The organism is Bacillota bacterium, assembly GCA_009711825.1.
GTDB lineage: Bacteria > Bacillota > Proteinivoracia > UBA4975 > VEMY01 > VEMY01.
Genome location: VEMY01000003.1, coordinates 63,861 through 82,571, shown reverse-complemented (window position 1 = coordinate 82,571; position 18,711 = coordinate 63,861). Strand labels below are relative to the sequence as shown.

The window sequence follows — 18,711 nt, the reverse complement described above, 5'->3', positions numbered from 1 at the left end:
CTAAATGACAGTCAGAGTAAGATTTGCGCCCAGCCCCACTGGACCCCTGCATATCGGCGGCGCCCGCACAGTGTTGTTCAACTGGCTTTTTGCGCGCCGGCAGGGCGGGAAGATGCTGCTCCGCAGTGAGGATACAGACTTAGAGCGGTCTGATGTTAAGTGGGAGCAGGCGATTGCCGAAAACCTACGTTGGTTGGGTTTAGAGTGGGATGAAGGGCTTGAAGTTGGCGGCGCCAACGGGCCCTACCGCCAAACCGAACGTCTGGAAATCTATAAAGAGTATTTGGGCCGTCTATGGCTGGGGGGACATGTATACTATTGTTTTTGCACCGCAGAAGAATTGGCTGCCCAGCGTCAACAGGGCGAGGGTAGTTTTGGCTATAGCGGGCGTTGCCGCCACCTCGCGCCCCAGGAAGTAGAGCAAAAGCTGGCCGAGGGACTCAAACCCACGATACGTTTTAAGGTCCCAAAAGAAAAGACTGTGGTTTTCCAGGACTTGATTCGCGGCGAGGTAAGTGTTGATACCAGCGATATCAGTGATTTCGTGATCATAAAGTCCGACGGCATTCCCACTTACAATTTCGCTGTGGTAGTTGATGATCTCACCATGGGTATCACCCATGTAATTAGGGCCAATGAACACCTGACCAATACGCCCAATCAGATCCTCATTTACGATGCCCTGGGGGAAGATACACCGGAATTTGCCCATGTATCGTTGATTTTGGACGAAACCGGGCGCAAGATGAGCAAGCGTATGGGGGATATGTCGGTTGAAGCCTATGCCCGGCGCGGTTACCTGCCCGAGGCAATCGTCAACTTCTTGGCTTTGCTGGGCTGGTCTCCTGATGAGGAAAAGGAAATCATGCCCCTGGAGGAGATTGTCAGCCGCTTTGATCTGGAACGGGTTTCTAAGAGCCCGGCAGTCTTTGATTTTAAGAAGTTGGATTGGCTTAACAATCAATACTTGCAGCATGCTGATTTAGATTACTTGGTGTCACTCAGTCACCCCCATCTAGAGGCTGCCGGGATTGATGCAAAGCTTAGTGATGAATGGCTGGCCTATGTTCTGGGTGTGGTGCGGGACGAGTTGAACAATCTCAGCGAGTTCCCGGAGCATGTCAAGGAATACTTGAGTGATACGGTTATTGTGTCGCCGGAAGCCAAAGAGCACCTGCTTCTAGAGAGCACGCCTCTGGTTTTAGACGCCCTTACCGAGCGCCTGAAAGATATGGAGAAGTTGGAGCAGGATGCCTGTCAACAAATGCTAAAGCAGCTAAATAAAGACCTGAAAAAGAGCGCAGGTGTCAGCGGCAAGGCTGTATTTATGCCAATCCGCGTCGCCCTTTCGGGCGCGACAAGCGGACAGGAACTATACTATTTGCTGCCGATTCTAGGGCGGGAGCGAGCGCTGCGCCGAATTGAATCTGCCCAGGCTCAGGCGGGTATATGATGCACACCCTGAGCGCCGACCAGGCAGCACTTTTACCCGTGCAGCATCTAGCGTGGATTGGTGATGCGGTTTATGAGCTCTATTGCCGTCAAGAGCTGGTGGTCGGGCGCCAGCTGGCGCCGGGGCAGTCCGCCCAGAAGGCAGCGGTAGCGTTGACCAGCGCCCATGGCCAGGCCCGGGTTCTGGAAAAAGTGCGAAGCCTGCTTACCGAGCGGGAGTTGGATTTGCAACGCCGGGGGCGTAATTGCAAGGGACTGCCCCGGAGTTCGGCCGAATATTGTCAGGCGACCGGTTTGGAGGTTGTGGTCGGTTGGCTGTGGTTAAGCGGTCAGAACCAGCGCCTGGAAGCGTTATTTCAAACTATCCTGGAGGTGGATGACAGTGAAGGTTAGTTTGCTGAGCTGGACGCCTAATCCTGAACAACAAGTGGCGGCAGCCGCCCGTCTGTGTTATTCAGATGCCGGCATCGAAGCTTTGCGGGAGCAAATGCGCGCCGGCAAAGCGGAGAAGCTGGTGAATAAATTGTTGTCCATGGGACACATGTCGCCTCTGGAACATGTTTCCTTTACCTTTGGCATCGAGGGAGTCAGCAGGGCCCTGTCCCATCAGTTGGTCCGCCATCGCATCGCCAGCTACTCGCAGAAATCCCAGCGTTATGTTGCCGAGGCGGGATTTGAGTATGTGGTGCCGCCAGGGATACAGGCCAATTCAGAAGCCGCCAGCCGGTATCAAAAGGTTATGCGGGAAATTGATCGGGCATACAGCGAGCTGGCCGCGCTGGTTGACAAAGAGGACGCGCGTTATGTCCTGCCCAATGCCTGTCACACAAGTCTTGTGGTGACCATGAACTGCCGAAGTTTGCACAATTTTTTCGAGCAGCGGTGCTGTCAGCGTGCCCAGTGGGAAATCCGCCGTCTGGCCTGGAAGATGCTGAGTTTGGTTCGGGAGCAGGCGCCGATTCTCTTTGCTAATGCCGGCGCTCGCTGCGATATCGACGGCACATGCAATGAAGGCGCCATGTCTTGCGGGCGCTGGCAGAGGATGCAGAAAAATGAGTGAGCTTATCGGCGGACGCAATAATGTCTTAGCTGCTCTCAAGGGGCGGCGCACAATCTTGAAGGTTTTGGTAGCAAAAAACGTGCGTGGCAATCTGCAGACGCTGCTCAACGCCGCTCGCGAGCGTGGATGCCCGGTTCAGTTTGTTCCCCGGGAAAAACTTGATGAGGCCGCCGGCGAGGTAAACCACCAGGGTGTGCTTGCCTTTACCTCGGCATGGGAATATGTAGATCTAGACCATGTTCTTGGCGAAATGGATATGAGCAAAAATCCCGTGCTATTGATGTTGGCCAATGTCGAGGATCCGCATAATTTCGGATCCCTCTTGCGTTCATCTGATTGCGCCGGTGTCTCCTGCGTGATAATCCCCAAGCGGCGCAGCGCCCAGCTCAACGAAACTGTGGCCAAAGTGTCAATGGGAGCTGTGGAATCGGTGCCTGTGGCCCGGGTGACAAACCTGGCGCAAGCGTTAGAATATCTCAAAGAAAAAGGTTTTTGGATTGCAGCTGCGGACATGGATGGGGAGCGATATACGGATATCAAGTGGGACTTTCCAGTGGTTCTGGTCCTCGGCGGCGAGGGAACGGGAGTCCCCAGGCTGCTCAGGCAGAAAAGCGACTATGTGGCGAGCATTCCGGTCCTGGGGACCGTCGAATCATTAAATGTTTCAGTTGCGGGCGCAATTATGCTCTACGAGATCGTCCGCCAGCGTGGCCTAGGATGAACTACCTGATTGTTGACGGCTATAACGTAATTGGCAGTTGGCCGGAGCTGAAAGCGCTTCAAAAAACTGCTTTAGCCGAGGCCCGGGATCGTCTGGTGGAGATGCTGCTGGAATACCGGGCTTATACCGGTGAACATGTGGTTGTCGTGTTCGATGCCTACCGCAGCAAGGGCGCCGGCAGTCAGGAGTCCTGGCCGGGCTTAGATGTCTATTACACCGAATATGGACAGACCGCCGACTCCTTAATCGAAAAACTAACCGCCGGTCTTACCGACCGCAATCAGGTTGCTGTTGTCACTTCTGACTGGGCTCAGCAGCAGATTGTCATGGGCAAGGGCGCCCGGCGCTGGTCCAGCCGGGAGTTTTATCTGGAATATAAACGTGTTTCCGCGGTGATTTCCCAATCTGCCCGCAATACTCAAACTGACCAGCAAACTACGCGTCTGGAGACACGCCTGAAAAATGAAGCCTTAAAAGATTTGAAAAGATTTACCATAAAAGGCTCTAGTCCCGGCAAACCTTGACCTAATTTGCCGCCGGGGTTATAATTAAGCGTAAAATAGCTATCAAAGTGGGGGGAGGAACCGGCGTGACAGCAACTGTCCAACATGACAGTTTTGACTGGGACATGCTCAGTGATGAAGAAATTGCTTTGGCCGCCTGTGCAGGCAATCGCCATGCCACTGAATTTTTAATTAACAAATATAAAAATTTTGTGCGCGCCAAGGCCCGGTCCTACTTTTTGATCGGCGCCGACAGGGAAGACATTATTCAGGAAGGCATGATCGGCCTCTATAAGTCAATCCGGGATTTTCGGGGGGACAAGCTCTCATCATTTAAAGCATTTGCCGAGCTTTGCGTGACCAGGCAGATTATCACGGCAATAAAAACTGCCACCAGGCAAAAGCACATCCCGCTTAATTCGTATGTATCACTGAATAAGCCCATCTTCGATGAGGATTCTGACCGCACTTTAATGGATGTGATCTCGGGAGTGAAGATCACCGATCCGGAAGAATTAATGATAAACCGGGAAGAATATAGTGACATAGAAAAGAAAATGAGTGAAATCCTCAGTGGTCTCGAGCGCAAGGTATTGATGCTCTATCTGGAAGGGAAGTCTTATCAGGAGATAGCCGCCGAATTGCAGCGCCATGTAAAATCAATTGATAATGCACTCCAACGAGTGAAGCGGAAATTGGAGCGATATCTGGAAATTCGCGACATTTAATTTTCTGTTGTTTTTCAAGAATCTGGACAGATAATCTTCTTGACCTCGAGGGTTGTGCTGTGTATAATGTAGTTTGTGACTGACATGTGGAGAGGTTCCCGAGTTGGCCAAAGGGGGCAGACTGTAAATCTGCTGGCTCAGCCTTCACTGGTTCGAATCCAGTCCTCTCCACCAACGCGGGTGTAGCTCAATGGTAGAGCCCTAGCCTTCCAAGCTAGTTACGTGGGTTCGATTCCCATCACCCGCTCCATCGCGGGGTGGAGCAGTCAGGTAGCTCGTCGGGCTCATAACCCGGAGGTCGCAGGTTCAAATCCTGTCCCCGCAACCAAATCATGCTCACGTAGCTCAGTCGGCAGAGCGTATCCTTGGTAAGGATAAGGTCACCGGTTCAATCCCGGTCGTGAGCTCCATATTTGTGGCGGCGTAGCTCAGCTGGCTAGAGCATGCGGTTCATACCCGCAGTGTCCGGGGTTCAAGTCCCTGCGCCGCCACCATACTTAATCTGGTCCTTTTTAGGAGCGGCAGGTATTTTACACTAAATATTGGTTAAGATATTTTTCATCAAAAGGGAGGATGAGCACGTTGGCAAAGCAAAAGTTTGAACGCACAAAGCCGCATATCAACGTCGGCACCATCGGTCACGTTGACCACGGCAAAACCACTTTGACCGCTGCCATTACATACGTACTGGCACAGAAGGGTCTTTCTGCACAAGTTGAGTTTGATCAAATCGACAAGGCTCCTGAAGAAAAAGCAAGGGGCATCACAATCTCCACCGCGCACGTTGAGTATGAGACTGAAAACCGTCATTATGCCCACGTTGACTGCCCCGGTCACGCCGACTACGTCAAAAACATGATTACCGGTGCTGCTCAGATGGACGGTGCGATTCTCGTTGTTTCCGCCGCTGACGGTCCCATGCCCCAAACCCGTGAGCACATTCTGCTGGCCCGCCAGGTTGACGTTCCCAACATTGTTGTGTTCCTGAACAAAGTGGACATGGTTGATGATGAGGAACTACTGGAACTGGTAGAAATGGAAGTTCGCGAACTTCTCAGCGAGTATGATTTCCCCGGTGACGACATCCCAGTTGTCAGGGGCAGCGCCCTCAAGGCTCTCGAAGATCCCGATGGCGAATGGGCCGACAAAATCATGGAACTGATGTCCGCTGTGGACGAGTATATTCCCCAGCCCGAGCGTGATGTAGATAAGCCGTTCCTGATGCCCATCGAAGACGTTTTCACCATCACTGGTCGCGGTACTGTTGTTACTGGCCGTGTTGAGCGTGGTCAAATCAAGACTGGCGACGAGGTTGAGATTGTCGGTATGGCAGAAGCATCTCGCAAGACCGTATGTACCGGTGTTGAGATGTTCCGTAAGCTGCTGGACTATGCAGAAGCCGGCGACAACATTGGCGCCCTGTTGCGTGGTGTCGACCGCAAGGATGTTCAGCGTGGTCAGGTTCTGGCCAAGCCGGGCAGCATTAAGCCTGCCACCAATTTTAAGGCCCAGGTTTACGTCCTGAGCAAAGAAGAAGGTGGCCGTCATACAGCGTTCTTCAACGGTTACCGTCCCCAGTTCTACTTCCGGACAACTGACGTTACTGGCGTTATCAAGCTGGAAGAGGGCGTGGAAATGGTCATGCCTGGCGACAACGTCAACCTGGAAATCGAACTGATCACTCCGATCGGTGTCGAAGAAGGTCTGCGTTTCGCTATCCGCGAAGGTGGCCGCACCGTAGGTGCCGGTGCCGTAACAGCTCTTATCTAAAGAGTCCAAAGTGGCCGCTTCGGCGGCCACTTTTTTGCTGATTTATTGACAAGGACGGGTTGGTGTGATAGATTTTACAGGTGACTAAAAGTTAAGTCGGCCTGTGGCATACCAGAGGAGGTGTCTTCAATGCGGGTAATTGTTACCTTGGCCTGCAATGATTGCAAGCAGCGCAATTATACAACCACCAAGAATAAGAAAAACACCCCTGATCGGATTGAACTGAAAAAATTCTGCCGTTTTTGCCGGCAGCAAACCGTTCATAAAGAAACCAAGTAGCAGGGGGGAGACCCATGGGGAAAATAATTAATTTCTTTAAAGATGTCCGCCGTGAGTTAAAAAAGGTTGTGTGGCCCAATCGGCAGGAGCTCACCACTTATACATCGGTGGTTTTAGTGACTGTTGGCGTGGTCACGCTGATTGTCTGGGTACTGGATAGTCTGTATCTGGGCGTGCTTGATTTAATTTTCTAGATTTACTGAGTTACTGAAAAAGGGGGTTGGGCCCCTGAGCCCAAGTATTATGGAAAAAAAGTGGTATGTTATCCATACTTACTCCGGTTACGAGAACAAGGTCAAGACCAACCTGGAGAAGCGCCTGGTTCACATGAAAATGGAAGATCGGATTTTTCGCGTGCTAGTGCCTACCCAGGATGAGGTGGAGCAAAAAAACAATCAGATGCGAACGGTCCACCGAAAATTCTTTCCCGGCTATGTCTTGGTAGAAATGATTATGACCGACGAGTCTTGGTTTGTTGTGCGCAACACCCCTGGTGTTACCGGATTTGTGGGTTCAGGTCCCCGGCCAATTCCGTTGGCGGAGGCTGAATTGCGTAACATTATGAAGCGCATGGGCATGAAAGAACCGCTGGTCAACCTGAAGTTCAAAGTTGGCGACAATGTCAAGATTAACCACGGCCCATTTGCTGGCGTGGTCGCTGTTGTTCAAGAGGTTGTGCCCGACAAGGGCAAAATAAAGGTTTCCGTGTCGATATTTGGCCGTGAAACGCCAATGGAAATGGATTTTGATCAGGTAGAACCGCTGTAGTTTATATATTTTTGTTTAGCAGGAGGTGGAATCATGCCCAAAAAAGCGATTAAGGTAATCAAGCTGCAGATCCCTGCAGGCAAGGCCAACCCGGCTCCCCCGGTAGGACCCGCGTTGGGTCAGGCAGGTCTTAATATCATGGCCTTCTGTAAAGAGTTCAACGAAAAGACTTCCAAGCAGGCAGGCTTGATTATACCTGTGGAGATTACAGTCTATCAGGACCGTTCCTTCAGCTTTATTACCAAAACGCCGCCGGCCGCAGTCTTGTTGAAGAAAGCTGCCGGGATTGAAAAGGCTTCCGGTGAACCAAATAAGGTTAAGGTTGCCACAGTCAAACGCGATCAGGTAAAGGAAATTGCCGAGCTGAAAAAGGTCGATCTGAACGCAGCCGATGTAGAGGCCGCCATGCGGATGGTCGAAGGCACCGCCCGCAGCATGGGTATTGTTGTCGAGGATTAAGGATTTTTAAATTATGTGGGAGGGTAATTGCCCGTTTGCACCACAAGGAGGACTAAACATGGCCAAAGAAAGCAAGAGGATTCAAGAGAGTTTAAAGAAGTTTGAGCGCACCGAATATTACGGTCCTAAGGAAGCGCTGGAACTTGTAAAGGACATGGCTTCAGCCAAGTTTGATGAGACCATCGAAGTTGCTTTTAAGTTGGGCGTAAACCCCAAGCATGCTGATCAGCAGGTGCGGGGAGCGGTTGTCCTGCCCCACGGAACCGGCAAGACTGCCCGGGTTGTTGTATTCGCCAAAGGCGAAAAAGCCAAGGAAGCAGAAGAGGCTGGCGCTGATGTGGTCGGTGAAGCTGACTTGGTCACAAAAATTCAGGGTGGATGGCTTGATTTTGATGTGGCCGTCGCAACCCCTGACATGATGGGAACAGTTGGTAAACTTGGTCGGTTGCTTGGCCCCCGAGGCCTGATGCCCAACCCCAAGACCGGCACCGTCACCATGGATGTGGGGCGCGCAGTTCAGGAAATCAAAGCCGGTAAAATTGAGTACAGGGTCGAAAAAGCCGGAATCATTCATGCCCCAATCGGCAAGGCATCCTTCGAGCTGGAGCAATTGCTGGGCAACTTCCGCACAATCATTGAAGCCCTGCTCAAAGCCAAGCCCGCTGCTGCCAAAGGCCAGTACTTCCGTTCCATCACGGTTTCCTCAACCATGGGCCCTGGCGTTAAGGTCAGCCCGCAACGGGCAGCTGCCATCGACCGCGAAATTTAATGCTTGACTGGACCTAGCGGTCCATGATACACTTTGCTGGCAGCAATTAAAAGAGAATATATCTGCCACAGACTCAGGAGTCCTTCGGGACTTAATCTTCCTGCCGAGGCGGAGTGGATAAAGGCTTGTTTCTATTGCCCTTGACCCTTCCTGCCCTCGGGAAGGGTTTGTTGATTTTAGCGACAGGAGGTGTAGCGATTGAGTTCCGCTTCAGTATTAGAAGCAAAGCAAAAGATAGTTGCCGAAATTGCCGACCGTTTTGAACGGGCAAGCGCCGTTGTTCTCACCGATTACCGTGGTCTGGATGTGGCTGAAGTCACCGAACTGCGTCGTCAGTTACGTGAGGCCGGCGTTGAGTTCAAGGTGCTAAAGAACACGCTTACCAAGTTTGCTGCTGAACAAGCCGGACTGGACGGCTTGAAAGATGAGTTGGTTGGCCCGACAGCGATTGCCTTCAGTTATGAAGATCCGGTTGCGCCGGCACGGATTCTGAGCAAATATGCCAAAGAGCACAAAAAACCCGCGTTAAAAATCGGTGTGGTTGAAGGAAAGATTATCGACGCCGCCGGTATCAGCGCCCTGGCCGACCTTCCCAGCCGGGAGGTGCTTCTGGCCCAGGTTCTGTCCGGGTTCCAGGCGCCTGTTTCTGGCTTTGTCAACGTCTTGCAGGGTAACTTGCGTAATTTTGCCGGTGTCATCGACGCCATTCGTGAACAAAAAGAAACTAATTAATCAGGAGGTTAACTAATATGTCTAAAGTCCAAGAAGTTCTTGAAATCGTAAAAGGTATGACCGTACTGGAATTGTCCGAGCTGGTAAAAGCTTGTGAAGAGGAGTTTGGTGTAACTGCCGCTGCTCCTATGGCTATGGCTGCAATGCCCGCTGCTGGCGGCGCCGCTGCCGACGCTGCTGAAGAGCAAACAGAATTTGACGCAGTTCTCGCCTCTGCCGGCGACCAAAAGATCAAAGTTATCAAAGTCGTCCGCGAAATTACCGGTCTGGGACTTAAGGAAGCCAAGGAATTGGTTGACAATGCGCCCAAGCCCATTAAAGAAAAGGTCAGCAAAGAAGAAGCTGAAGAAATTAAAGCCAAAATTAGCGAAGTGGGCGGCAGCGTAGAAGTTAAGTAGTCCAATTCGCAAGGCGTCCCCCGGGACGCCTTGTTTATACTGCACAAAATTTGACAGGGGCACTATGTTGTGTTATTATTATTACTTGCCATGTAATACACATTTTGCCCCTATTTATATTTAAAGCGGAGAATAATCAGCCCTCCGTTGGGGCAAGCTATAGGGCTATGAAAACATAACCAACTGTCAAAATCTGGACGAGGGGTGATTGATATTGGCCAATGCGGTCACAGCGGGTGTGCGCCAACGCGTCAGCTACTCCAAGATTGAAGAAATTTTGCAGATTCCCGACCTGATAGAAATTCAGCGGGAATCCTACAACTGGTTTATCCATGAGGGGTTGGCGGAAATGTTTAAGGACATTTCCCCAATTAAGGACTTTACAGAGGTGTTGCTCCTGGAGTTTATCGACCACAGTCTTGATACTCCTAAATATACTGTGGATGAATGTAAAGAACGGGATGCCACATATGCTGCCCCCCTGAAGGTCCGGGTGCGCCTGATCAACAAGGATACCGGCGAAGTCAAAGAACAGGAAGTCTATATGGGTGACTTCCCTAAGATGACCGAAAACGGAACTTTTATCATCAATGGCGCAGAGCGGATTATTGTCAGCCAATTGGTTCGGTCACCGGGGGCTTATTTTAACAGCTCTATTGACCCTGCCGGCAAGCGGTTGTTTACTGGAACATTGATTCCTAATCGTGGCGCCTGGTTGGAGTTCGAGACCGATGGTAACGGCATCATCTGGGTGCGGGTAGACCGGACGCGGAAACTGCCAATGACAGTGCTGCTCCGCAGTATCGGCTTTGGCACCGATGCAGAGATTTTAGACCTGTTTGGATCCGAACATCCTGCACTTAATGCTACTTTGGAAAAGGATCATACCGATTCCTTTGAAACCGGCTTGCTTGAGGTGTATAAACGTCTTCGCCCTGGCGAACCAGCCAACGTGGACAACGCGAAGTCTTTGTTTGAAAATTTGTTTTTTGACCCCAAGCGTTATGATCTGGCCCATGTCGGTCGATATAAGTTAAATAAAAAGCTCAGCGCCCGGCGGCGGATTCGTTACCGCAAACTGGCGGAGCCAGTTGTCTCAACCGCCACAGGCGAGATTTTGGCCGAGAAGGGCGATGTGCTGACCGATGAACTGTTGGAAAGGATTTATAGTGAAGAAAATCCGCCAGCAGCTTTTGTGGTGTACAGCACTGATAATGAGCCCGTGATCGTTCGGGATAACGGGCAGCCCCCCAAGGGTATAAACCATGTCACCAAAAATGATATTGTTGCTGTAATCGGCTATCTGCTCAACCTGATGCAGGACCTGGGCGATACCGACGACATAGACCACCTGGGCAACCGGCGTTTGCGCTGTGTCGGTGAGCTTTTGCAAAACCAGTTCCGGGTTGGATTGTCCCGGATGGAGCGTGTCGTCAAAGAACGGATGACGATTCAGGACGTGGATGCGATTACGCCTCAGGCGCTGATTAATATCCGTCCGGTAATTGCCGCCATCAAAGAGTTCTTTGGCAGTTCCCAGCTCTCCCAGTTCATGGATCAGACCAATCCCCTGGCCGAACTGAGTCATAAACGCCGCCTCAGCGCCCTTGGGCCTGGTGGTCTGAGCAGGGAACGGGCGGGATTTGAAGTCCGGGACGTGCACTATTCCCACTATGGTCGGATGTGCCCGATAGAAACTCCTGAGGGTCCCAACATCGGATTGATTGGACAGCTCAGCACTTTTGCCCGGGTCAACAGGTACGGCTTTGTCGAAGCTCCGTATCGCAAAGTGGACAGGGCTCAGGGTCGGGTCACTGACGAAATTGTATACCTGACTGCCGATGATGAAGATCAGTATGCAATCGCCCAGGCCAACGCAGTTTTAGACGATAACGGATTTTTTGTCCACGACTCAATTACCGTGCGTCTGGGGAGCGAGATTCTTACCCGCCCGCCCAAAGAGGTTGACTTTATGGACGTCTCGCCCAAACAATTGGTCAGCGTGGCCACCAGTTTGATTCCTTTCTTGGAAAACGACGATGCCAACCGGGCATTGATGGGGGCTAACATGCAGAAGCAGGCCGTGCCGCTGTTGGTGGCAGAGTCGCCGTTGATCGGCACAGGTATGGAGTCAAAAGTTGCCAGGGATTCCGGGGTTGTGGTTTTGGCTGTAAGCCCCGGGGTCGTGGAGAAGGTCACCGCCGATGAAGTGGTTGTCAACCGCGGCGACGGTGGCGCCGATGTTCTTATCAATGGCATGACCAAAGAGCAATTCCCCCAGGCTACCCGCAATGGTTTGGACATCTACCGCTTAACCAAATTTGAGCGCTCCAATCAAGGCACATGTGTTTCCCAGCAACCGATGGTGCGGCGAGGAGATAAGGTTGATATCGGTTCGTTATTGGCCGACGGACCTTCCACCAAAGGTGGCGAGCTCGCCTTGGGCCGCAATGTTGTGGTAGCGTTTATGACCTGGGAAGGCTATAACTATGAGGACGCAATCCTGATTAGCGAAAAACTAGTCCAGGAAGACGTATTTACATCAATTCATATAGAAGAATACGAAGCCGAGGCCCGGGACACAAAACTGGGTCCGGAAGAAATTACCCGGGATATTCCCAATGTTAGCGAGGATGCCCTCAAAAACTTAGACAGCCGCGGTATCATTCGTGTCGGCGCCGAAGTGCTGCCCAATGATATCCTTGTCGGCAAGGTAACGCCGAAGGGTGAGACCGAACTCACTGCGGAAGAGCGGCTGCTTAGGGCAATCTTTGGCGAGAAAGCCCGGGAAGTTCGCGACACCTCCTTGCGGGTTCCCCATGGTGAGTCAGGGCGTGTTGTCGATGTCAAAGTCTTCACCCGGGAAAACGGTGATGAACTTTCCCCTGGTGTCAATCAGTTGGTTCGCGTGTTTATTGCCCAGAAGCGCAAGATTTCTGTGGGCGATAAAATGGCGGGCCGCCATGGAAACAAAGGGGTTATCGCCAAAATTCTGCCAGTTGAGGATATGCCCTTCCTGCCCGATGGCACACCAGTGGAAATTGTGCTCAATCCTCTAGGGGTTCCCTCTCGGATGAACATCGGTCAGGTCCTCGAAACTCACTTGGGCTGGGCGGCCAGGGCCTTGGGCTTTAGTGTGGCCAGTCCGGTCTTCGACGGGGCGTCAGAGCACGATGTCTTCGATGCCCTGGAACGGGCGGGCTTCCCCCGAGACGGCAAAACGATGCTCTATGACGGTCGCAGCGGCGAGCCGTTTGATAACAGGGTTACAGTTGGTTTGGTTTATATGCTTAAACTGGCTCACCTTGTTGATGACAAAATCCACGCCCGCTCCACCGGGCCCTACTCGTTGGTTACCCAGCAACCCTTGGGCGGTAAAGCCCAGTTTGGCGGCCAGCGATTCGGTGAGATGGAAGTGTGGGCCTTAGAGGCATACGGCGCAGCCTATACCCTTCAGGAAATCCTCACCGTTAAGTCTGACGATGTCGTCGGGCGGGTGAAGACCTACGAAGCCATCGTCAAGGGCGAAAACATCCCCGAGCCCGGAGTGCCGGAATCGTTTAAGGTTCTGGTCAAAGAGCTTCAGAGTCTCAGCTTGGATGTGAAAATCCTGGCCGAGGGCGTCGATGAAATTGAGATCCGCGAGAGCGATGACGACGACGAGCCACGGGAACTGGAAGTCAGTCTCGAGCACGGTGACGATGATGATGACGAGGATGTCATCGAAGACTTGGACGCCACCGAGCTGATGGACGCTGAGACCATTTCCCCAGAGAGCCCGTCCGAGGAAGAGAGCGAAGAGGCCGACGAGTTGGACGATGTCCTCGACCCCGATTTGGACCGTTTCGCCGAAATGGAAGATGAATTTGACGATCTGGACCGCTCTGGAGGCCGCAAGCGCACTAAGAAGTTTACCACTGACGATGACGACGACGACAATGCTTCTGAATTTTGACAACCAATAACCGTAAAGGGGGAAGTGCCTTGTTGGATGTCAACAATTTTGATTCCCTGAGGATTGGCTTGGCATCACCTGAGCAAATCCGATCCTGGTCGAAGGGCGAGGTTAAGAAGCCCGAGACCATTAACTACCGAACCTTGAAGCCGGAGCGGGAAGGTCTGTTTTGCGAGAAAATCTTTGGACCCCAAAAGGACTGGGAGTGCCATTGCGGTAAATACAAGCGCATCCGTTACAAGGGTGTAGTTTGTGACCGTTGCGGCGTCGAAGTAACCCGGGCTAAAGTGCGTCGCGAACGCATGGGGCATATCGAATTGGCCGCGCCGGTTTCCCATATTTGGTATTTCAAGGGGATTCCCAGCCGCATGGGGCTTCTGTTGGACATGTCGCCCCGGGCGCTGGAGAAAATCCTTTATTTCGCCAATTATGTTGTGCTTGATCCCGGTGATACCCAGCTTTCAAAGAAGCAACTGCTGACCGAAGCTGAATACCGGGAAAGTTATGATAAATATGTACAGTTGTTCCGCAGCGGCCGCGGCTTCCGGGCCGAAATGGGCGCTGAGGCGATAAAAACACTGCTGGAAGAAATTGATTTAGAATCAGAGGCCCGGGAATTGCGGGCCGAGGTCAAGAACAGCAGTGGCCAGCGCAAAATCCGCGCCGTCCGGCGTCTGGAAGTTGTCGAGGCATTTCGGGCCTCGGGCAACCGCCCTGAATGGATGATCATGGAGGCAATCCCCATTCTGCCTCCGGAGCTGAGACCGATGGTTCAACTGGAAGGCGGGCGGTTTGCCACCGCTGACCTCAATGATTTGTATCGCCGGGTAATTAACCGCAATAACCGGCTTAAGCGGTTATTGGATTTGGGCGCGCCCGATATCATAGTCCGCAACGAAAAACGTATGCTGCAAGAAGCAGTAGATGCGTTGATCGACAATGGACGTCGCGGCCGCCCCGTTACCGGTCCCGGCAACAGGCCGTTAAAATCCCTAAGCGATTTGCTTAAGGGTAAACAGGGACGGTTCCGCCAAAACTTGCTGGGTAAGCGGGTTGACTACTCCGGCCGTTCCGTTATCGTCGTTGGTCCGGAGCTCAAGCTCTACCAATGCGGCTTGCCAAAGGAAATGGCGCTGGAACTGTTTAAGCCGTTTGTCATGCGGCGCCTGGTCAATGACGGCGTTGCCCACAATATAAAGAACGCCAAGCGCATGGTGGAGCGGGTTGAACCCGAGGTTTGGGACGTCCTAGAAGAGGTTATCAAAGAGCATCCGGTCCTCTTGAACCGGGCGCCCACATTGCACCGCCTTGGGATTCAGGCTTTTGAACCGGTGCTGGTTGAAGGCCGGGCAATTCAGATCCACCCCTTGGTTTGTACTGCTTATAACGCAGACTTTGACGGCGATCAGATGGCCGTGCACGTTCCGCTTTCTGCTGAATCCCAGGCTGAATCCCGCCTATTGATGCTGGCTGCCCATAACATCCTTAACCCCAAGGATGGCCGCCCGGTAGTGACTCCGACCCAGGATATGGTATTGGGTATCTATTATCTGACGGTGGAAAAGTCAGGCGAAGCGGGAGAAGGCAAGGTTTTCGCAGATTATAGCGAAGCGCTGATGGCCTTTAACAACAAAATTATTCATTTGCATAGTCGGATTGCTGTCGCTGTTCGCGGCTTAGGTCAAAAAAATCTTGGTCCTCATCGTGACGAGCGGGGTTACCTGATTACCACAGTTGGCCGTTTGATCTTCAACGAAATCTTCCCGGAAGACTTTCCATACATTAATCGGCCGAACATGACCGAGCCTGTGGCCGCTGAAGACATTGTCAGCGCCCGGGGCGCAAACTTGTTCGAAACAATCGTAAATCGACCGGTTGTTCCCGGCGTAAACAGCAAATTCCTCAGCAAGATTATTTCCGCCTGCTTCCATCGCTATGGAACGACAGCCACCGCGGAAACCATGGATCGCATTAAGGCGCAGGGCTTTAAATATTCAACTCGGGCCGGTATTACCATTGCCGTTTCCGATATCGAAGTTCCCGAGGAAAAGTCTCAGATCCTTGAGGAAGCTCAGACCAAGGTGGAAAGCGCCCAGCGCAACTTCCGCCGCGGGCTGGTCAGCAACGAGGAACGGTATCAACAGGTAATTGCCATCTGGAACAAAGCCAAGGACGACGTGACCAAGACTCTGATGGGCAGGCTCGACCCATTCAATCCTGTCTATATGATGATTGGCTCCGGCGCCAGGGGCAATGAGTCCCAGATCGCCCAGTTGGCCGGTATGCGTGGTTTGATGGCCGATCCCACCGGTCATATCATCGAGTTGCCAATCAAGGCGAACTTCCGGGAAGGCCTGACGGTTATCGAATTCTTCATTTCCTCCCACGGATCGCGGAAAGGTCTGGCCGATACAGCCCTCAAGACAGCGGACTCCGGTTACCTGACCCGCCGTCTGGTGGATGTGTCCCAGGATGTAATTGTCCGGGAGGAAGATTGTGGCACCATGGAAAGCCTGGAAATCAGCGAAATCCGTGACGGACGCAGCATAATTGAGCCCCTGGAAGAACGACTTGTCGGTCGCTATGCCGCCAGCGATATAATCGCCCCCGATGGCGAGCTTTTGGTGGCGACCAATCAATTGATCACCAGAGAACAGGCCGCCCGCATCTCCGGCCACGGTGTAATTGAGGCCCCCGAGTCCGGCACTGTCCGGGTTGATGATGACAAATTAACTTTTGTCGCCGATACAGGGGAAGAGAAGGAATTCCCTCTGGACGGACACAAATATATTATCCCCAACGGCAGTCGCGTGTTTGCCGGCGATAAACTGGCGGCGACATTTGCCTCCGTGTCCCTGAGGACTGTCCTTACTTGTAAGACCCGGCATGGTGTCTGCGTAAAATGTTATGGCGAAGACCTGGCCACCGGTAAAGTGGTAAACATTGGCGAGTCAGTGGGGATTATTGCTGCCCAGTCCATTGGCGAACCCGGCACACAGCTGACGATGCGGACATTCCATACTGGCGGCGTCGCCGGCGATGACATCACCCAGGGTCTGCCACGGGTTGAGGAATTGTTCGAAGCCCGCAAGCCCAAAGGGCAGGCGGTTATCACAGAAGTGTCCGGCATGGTCCAGATTCATGAGCAGAAGACCAAGCGGGAAGTGGAGGTCAAGACCAAGGAAGGCGATTCTAAGCTCTACGCGATTCCCTATGGTTCACGGATTCGGGTACGCAACGGACAGCTGGTAGCGGCTGGAGATCCCCTTACTGAGGGTTCCATCAATCCCCACGAGCTTCTGAAAGTCAAGGGCGCCGATGGTGTTCAGTCCTACCTGACCCAGGAAGTTCAGCGGGTCTACCGCAATCAGGGCGTTGACATCAACGATAAGCATATTGAGGTCATCGTCCGGCAGATGCTGCGGAAGGTAAAGGTTGAAACAGTCGGGGACACCGACTTGCTGCCCGGCAGCTATATTGATGTCTTTGAATTTGAAGAGTCCAACCGGAAAGCGACCATGGCTGACGGCGAAGCCGCCACCGGCCGTCCGTTGCTTCTAGGGATTACCAAGGCATCCCTGGCTACAGATTCATTCCTATCGGCGGCGTCCTTCCAGGAGACAACCCGGGTGCTTACCGAAGCTTCCATCAAAGGCAAGGAAGATCCGCTCTTGGGCCTCAAGGAGAACGTCATCATTGGCAAGCTGATTCCTGCCGGAACCGGAATGACCCGCTACAGCAGCATACAGGTGCCTGATGAGACCCCGGAAATGCAGGAGCCGCCAGAGGAAGAAACTGCTGTTGAAGACCTGCCGGATGCGGCCGAAACCAATTGACATAAACGAGGTACGATGATAAACTGATTGAGTGTGCATTTTTCGTAAAAACAGGGAGGTTGCTGAGTTTATGGCAATTCCTGAACTCCAGTCTGACGCAAAGCTGACTATCGGCAGTAAGCAGACCAGGCTCGCCCTGGAAAACAACCAGGCGGCCCAGGTGTTTATTGCGGAGGATGCCGAGCTCCGCGTGGTTAAACCTATTGCAGACATTTGTCAAAAAAAGGGGATACCTGTAATTAAGGTCGTCAGTATGCGGGAGCTGGGCAAAGCCTGCGGTATCCAGGTTGGTGCCGCAGCCGCTGCAGTGATTAAATAGCTGCCCGGCCTTTTGGGCCGGGCAATTTTACCCAACTATGCAAAGGAGGTGTACACATGCCGACAATCAACCAATTGGTCCGCAAGGGCAGAAAACAATCTGTAAAGAAATCAACTGCGCCAGCATTGGAGCGGTCACCGCAAAAGCGTGGTGTTTGCACCCGGGTTTCGACCATGACTCCGAAAAAGCCCAACTCTGCGTTGCGTAAAGTTGCCAGGGTTCGTCTGACGAACGGAACAGAGGTAACCGCCTACATTCCGGGAATTGGTCACAACCTCCAGGAGCACTCCGTAGTTTTGGTTCGGGGTGGCAGGGTAAAAGACCTGCCAGGCGTTCGTTACCATATAGTCAGGGGCGCGCTGGACACGGCCGGTGTTCAAGACCGGAATCAGGGTCGCTCCAAATATGGCAGCAAAAAACCCAAAAGCTAAGTAATTGACAAGGGAGGGACAAATATGCCCAGAAGAGGTGCAGTGCCCAAGCGCGAAATTCTGCCTGATCCCGTTTACAAAAATCAGTTAGTATCCCGTTTTATCAACAAGATAATGCTGGATGGGAAAAAAGGGATTGCGCAGTCAATAATGTATGAAGCAATGGACAGCATACAGGCCAAAACCGGCAAAGATCCTGTGGAAGTGCTGGAAGAGGCTATGAACAATGTTATGCCCGTTCTGGAAGTTAAATCCCGCCGGGTAGGCGGCAGCAACTACCAGGTGCCTGTAGAAGTCCGTCCTGATCGTCGCCGGACCTTAGGGATTCGCTGGATAATCGGTTATGCCCGCAAACGTGGCGAAAAGACCATGAGCCAGCGACTGGCAGGCGAATTGCTTGATGCAGCCAATAACACAGGCGCTTCGGTAAAGAAACGGGAAGACACCCACAAAATGGCAGAAGCCAACAAGGCATTTGCTCATTACCGCTGGTAAAACATTTATTACACCCACAGGAAGGAGGGAGTTTAC

Annotated in this window: 19 protein-coding genes and 5 tRNA genes; all 24 read left to right on the top strand. The window is 52.5% G+C overall.

The features are described from left to right. Positions 1-4: 4 nt before the first annotated feature. The 24 genes from FH749_02025 to rpsG all read left to right on the top strand — a co-directional run bounded on the left by FH749_02025 (position 5) and on the right by rpsG (position 18,675). The gene (locus FH749_02025) at positions 5-1,453 is read left to right on the top strand and encodes a glutamate--tRNA ligase (protein ID MTI94253.1); all 1,449 of its coding nucleotides are present in this window, start codon (positions 5-7) and stop codon (positions 1,451-1,453) included. Continuing rightward, complete coding sequence (locus FH749_02020) at positions 1,450-1,845, top strand: ribonuclease III (protein ID MTI94252.1); 396 nt, start codon at positions 1,450-1,452, stop codon at positions 1,843-1,845. The genes FH749_02025 and FH749_02020 overlap by 4 nt, the downstream gene beginning before the upstream one ends. Next, positions 1,835-2,512 carry an FAD-dependent thymidylate synthase gene (locus tag FH749_02015; protein ID MTI94251.1) on the top strand — a complete coding sequence of 226 codons (678 nt, stop codon included), beginning with the start codon at positions 1,835-1,837 and terminating at the stop codon, positions 2,510-2,512. Before FH749_02020 ends, FH749_02015 begins: the two co-directional genes overlap by 11 nt. Then, positions 2,505-3,233, top strand: a complete 729-nt coding sequence (gene rlmB / locus FH749_02010) for a 23S rRNA (guanosine(2251)-2'-O)-methyltransferase RlmB (GenBank protein ID MTI94250.1) — start codon at positions 2,505-2,507, stop codon at positions 3,231-3,233. The genes FH749_02015 and rlmB overlap by 8 nt, the downstream gene beginning before the upstream one ends. Beyond that, a complete protein-coding gene (locus FH749_02005) occupies positions 3,230-3,757 on the top strand; it encodes an NYN domain-containing protein (GenBank protein MTI94249.1) in 528 nt (175 codons plus the stop codon). Before rlmB ends, FH749_02005 begins: the two co-directional genes overlap by 4 nt. 65 nt (positions 3,758-3,822) lie before the next feature. Continuing rightward, on the top strand, positions 3,823-4,464 hold the full coding sequence (gene sigH, locus FH749_02000) for an RNA polymerase sporulation sigma factor SigH (protein MTI94248.1): 642 nt from the start codon (positions 3,823-3,825) through the stop codon (positions 4,462-4,464). Between the two features lie 88 nt (positions 4,465-4,552). After that, positions 4,553-4,638: transfer RNA gene (locus FH749_01995), tRNA-Tyr, on the top strand. Between the two features lie 2 nt (positions 4,639-4,640). After that, positions 4,641-4,714 (top strand) — tRNA-Gly (locus tag FH749_01990). A 1-nt stretch (position 4,715) separates the two neighbouring features. Continuing rightward, positions 4,716-4,792: transfer RNA gene (locus FH749_01985), tRNA-Met, on the top strand. A 6-nt stretch (positions 4,793-4,798) separates the two neighbouring features. Continuing rightward, positions 4,799-4,874: transfer RNA gene (locus tag FH749_01980), tRNA-Thr, on the top strand. 7 nt (positions 4,875-4,881) lie between these two features. After that, positions 4,882-4,958: transfer RNA gene (locus FH749_01975), tRNA-Met, on the top strand. Between the two features lie 88 nt (positions 4,959-5,046). After that, a complete protein-coding gene (tuf, locus tag FH749_01970) occupies positions 5,047-6,234 on the top strand; it encodes an elongation factor Tu (protein MTI94247.1) in 1,188 nt (395 codons plus the stop codon). A 129-nt stretch (positions 6,235-6,363) separates the two neighbouring features. Beyond that, a complete protein-coding gene (gene rpmG / locus FH749_01965) occupies positions 6,364-6,513 on the top strand; it encodes a 50S ribosomal protein L33 (protein MTI94246.1) in 150 nt (49 codons plus the stop codon). 14 nt (positions 6,514-6,527) lie between these two features. Then, positions 6,528-6,707, top strand: a complete 180-nt coding sequence (gene secE / locus FH749_01960; protein MTI94245.1) for a preprotein translocase subunit SecE — start codon at positions 6,528-6,530, stop codon at positions 6,705-6,707. 49 nt (positions 6,708-6,756) lie between these two features. Then, positions 6,757-7,281, top strand: coding sequence for a transcription termination/antitermination protein NusG (nusG, locus tag FH749_01955; GenBank protein MTI94244.1), 525 nt, complete (start codon positions 6,757-6,759; stop codon positions 7,279-7,281). A 33-nt stretch (positions 7,282-7,314) separates the two neighbouring features. Continuing rightward, positions 7,315-7,740: a 50S ribosomal protein L11 gene (gene rplK, locus FH749_01950; GenBank protein MTI94243.1), complete on the top strand. Its 426-nt coding sequence runs from the start codon at positions 7,315-7,317 to the stop codon at positions 7,738-7,740. 58 nt (positions 7,741-7,798) lie between these two features. After that, positions 7,799-8,509, top strand: a complete 711-nt coding sequence (locus FH749_01945; GenBank protein ID MTI94242.1) for a 50S ribosomal protein L1 — start codon at positions 7,799-7,801, stop codon at positions 8,507-8,509. A gap of 198 nt (positions 8,510-8,707) precedes the next feature. Continuing rightward, complete coding sequence (locus FH749_01940) at positions 8,708-9,241, top strand: 50S ribosomal protein L10 (protein ID MTI94241.1); 534 nt, start codon at positions 8,708-8,710, stop codon at positions 9,239-9,241. Positions 9,242-9,258: 17 nt separating this feature from the next. Beyond that, positions 9,259-9,639 carry a 50S ribosomal protein L7/L12 gene (locus FH749_01935; protein ID MTI94240.1) on the top strand — a complete coding sequence of 127 codons (381 nt, stop codon included), beginning with the start codon at positions 9,259-9,261 and terminating at the stop codon, positions 9,637-9,639. Between the two features lie 214 nt (positions 9,640-9,853). Continuing rightward, positions 9,854-13,594 (top strand): DNA-directed RNA polymerase subunit beta, encoded by a 3,741-nt coding sequence (gene rpoB / locus FH749_01930; GenBank protein MTI94239.1) that lies wholly within the window; start codon positions 9,854-9,856, stop codon positions 13,592-13,594. Positions 13,595-13,623: 29 nt separating this feature from the next. Then, a complete protein-coding gene (gene rpoC, locus FH749_01925) occupies positions 13,624-17,430 on the top strand; it encodes a DNA-directed RNA polymerase subunit beta' (GenBank protein MTI94238.1) in 3,807 nt (1,268 codons plus the stop codon). A gap of 70 nt (positions 17,431-17,500) precedes the next feature. Further along, positions 17,501-17,749 carry a 50S ribosomal protein L7Ae-like protein gene (locus FH749_01920; GenBank protein MTI94237.1) on the top strand — a complete coding sequence of 83 codons (249 nt, stop codon included), beginning with the start codon at positions 17,501-17,503 and terminating at the stop codon, positions 17,747-17,749. 56 nt (positions 17,750-17,805) lie between these two features. After that, positions 17,806-18,180 (top strand): 30S ribosomal protein S12, encoded by a 375-nt coding sequence (locus FH749_01915; protein MTI94236.1) that lies wholly within the window; start codon positions 17,806-17,808, stop codon positions 18,178-18,180. Between the two features lie 24 nt (positions 18,181-18,204). Further along, a complete protein-coding gene (gene rpsG / locus FH749_01910; GenBank protein MTI94235.1) occupies positions 18,205-18,675 on the top strand; it encodes a 30S ribosomal protein S7 in 471 nt (156 codons plus the stop codon). The last annotated feature ends 36 nt before the right edge of the window (positions 18,676-18,711 follow it).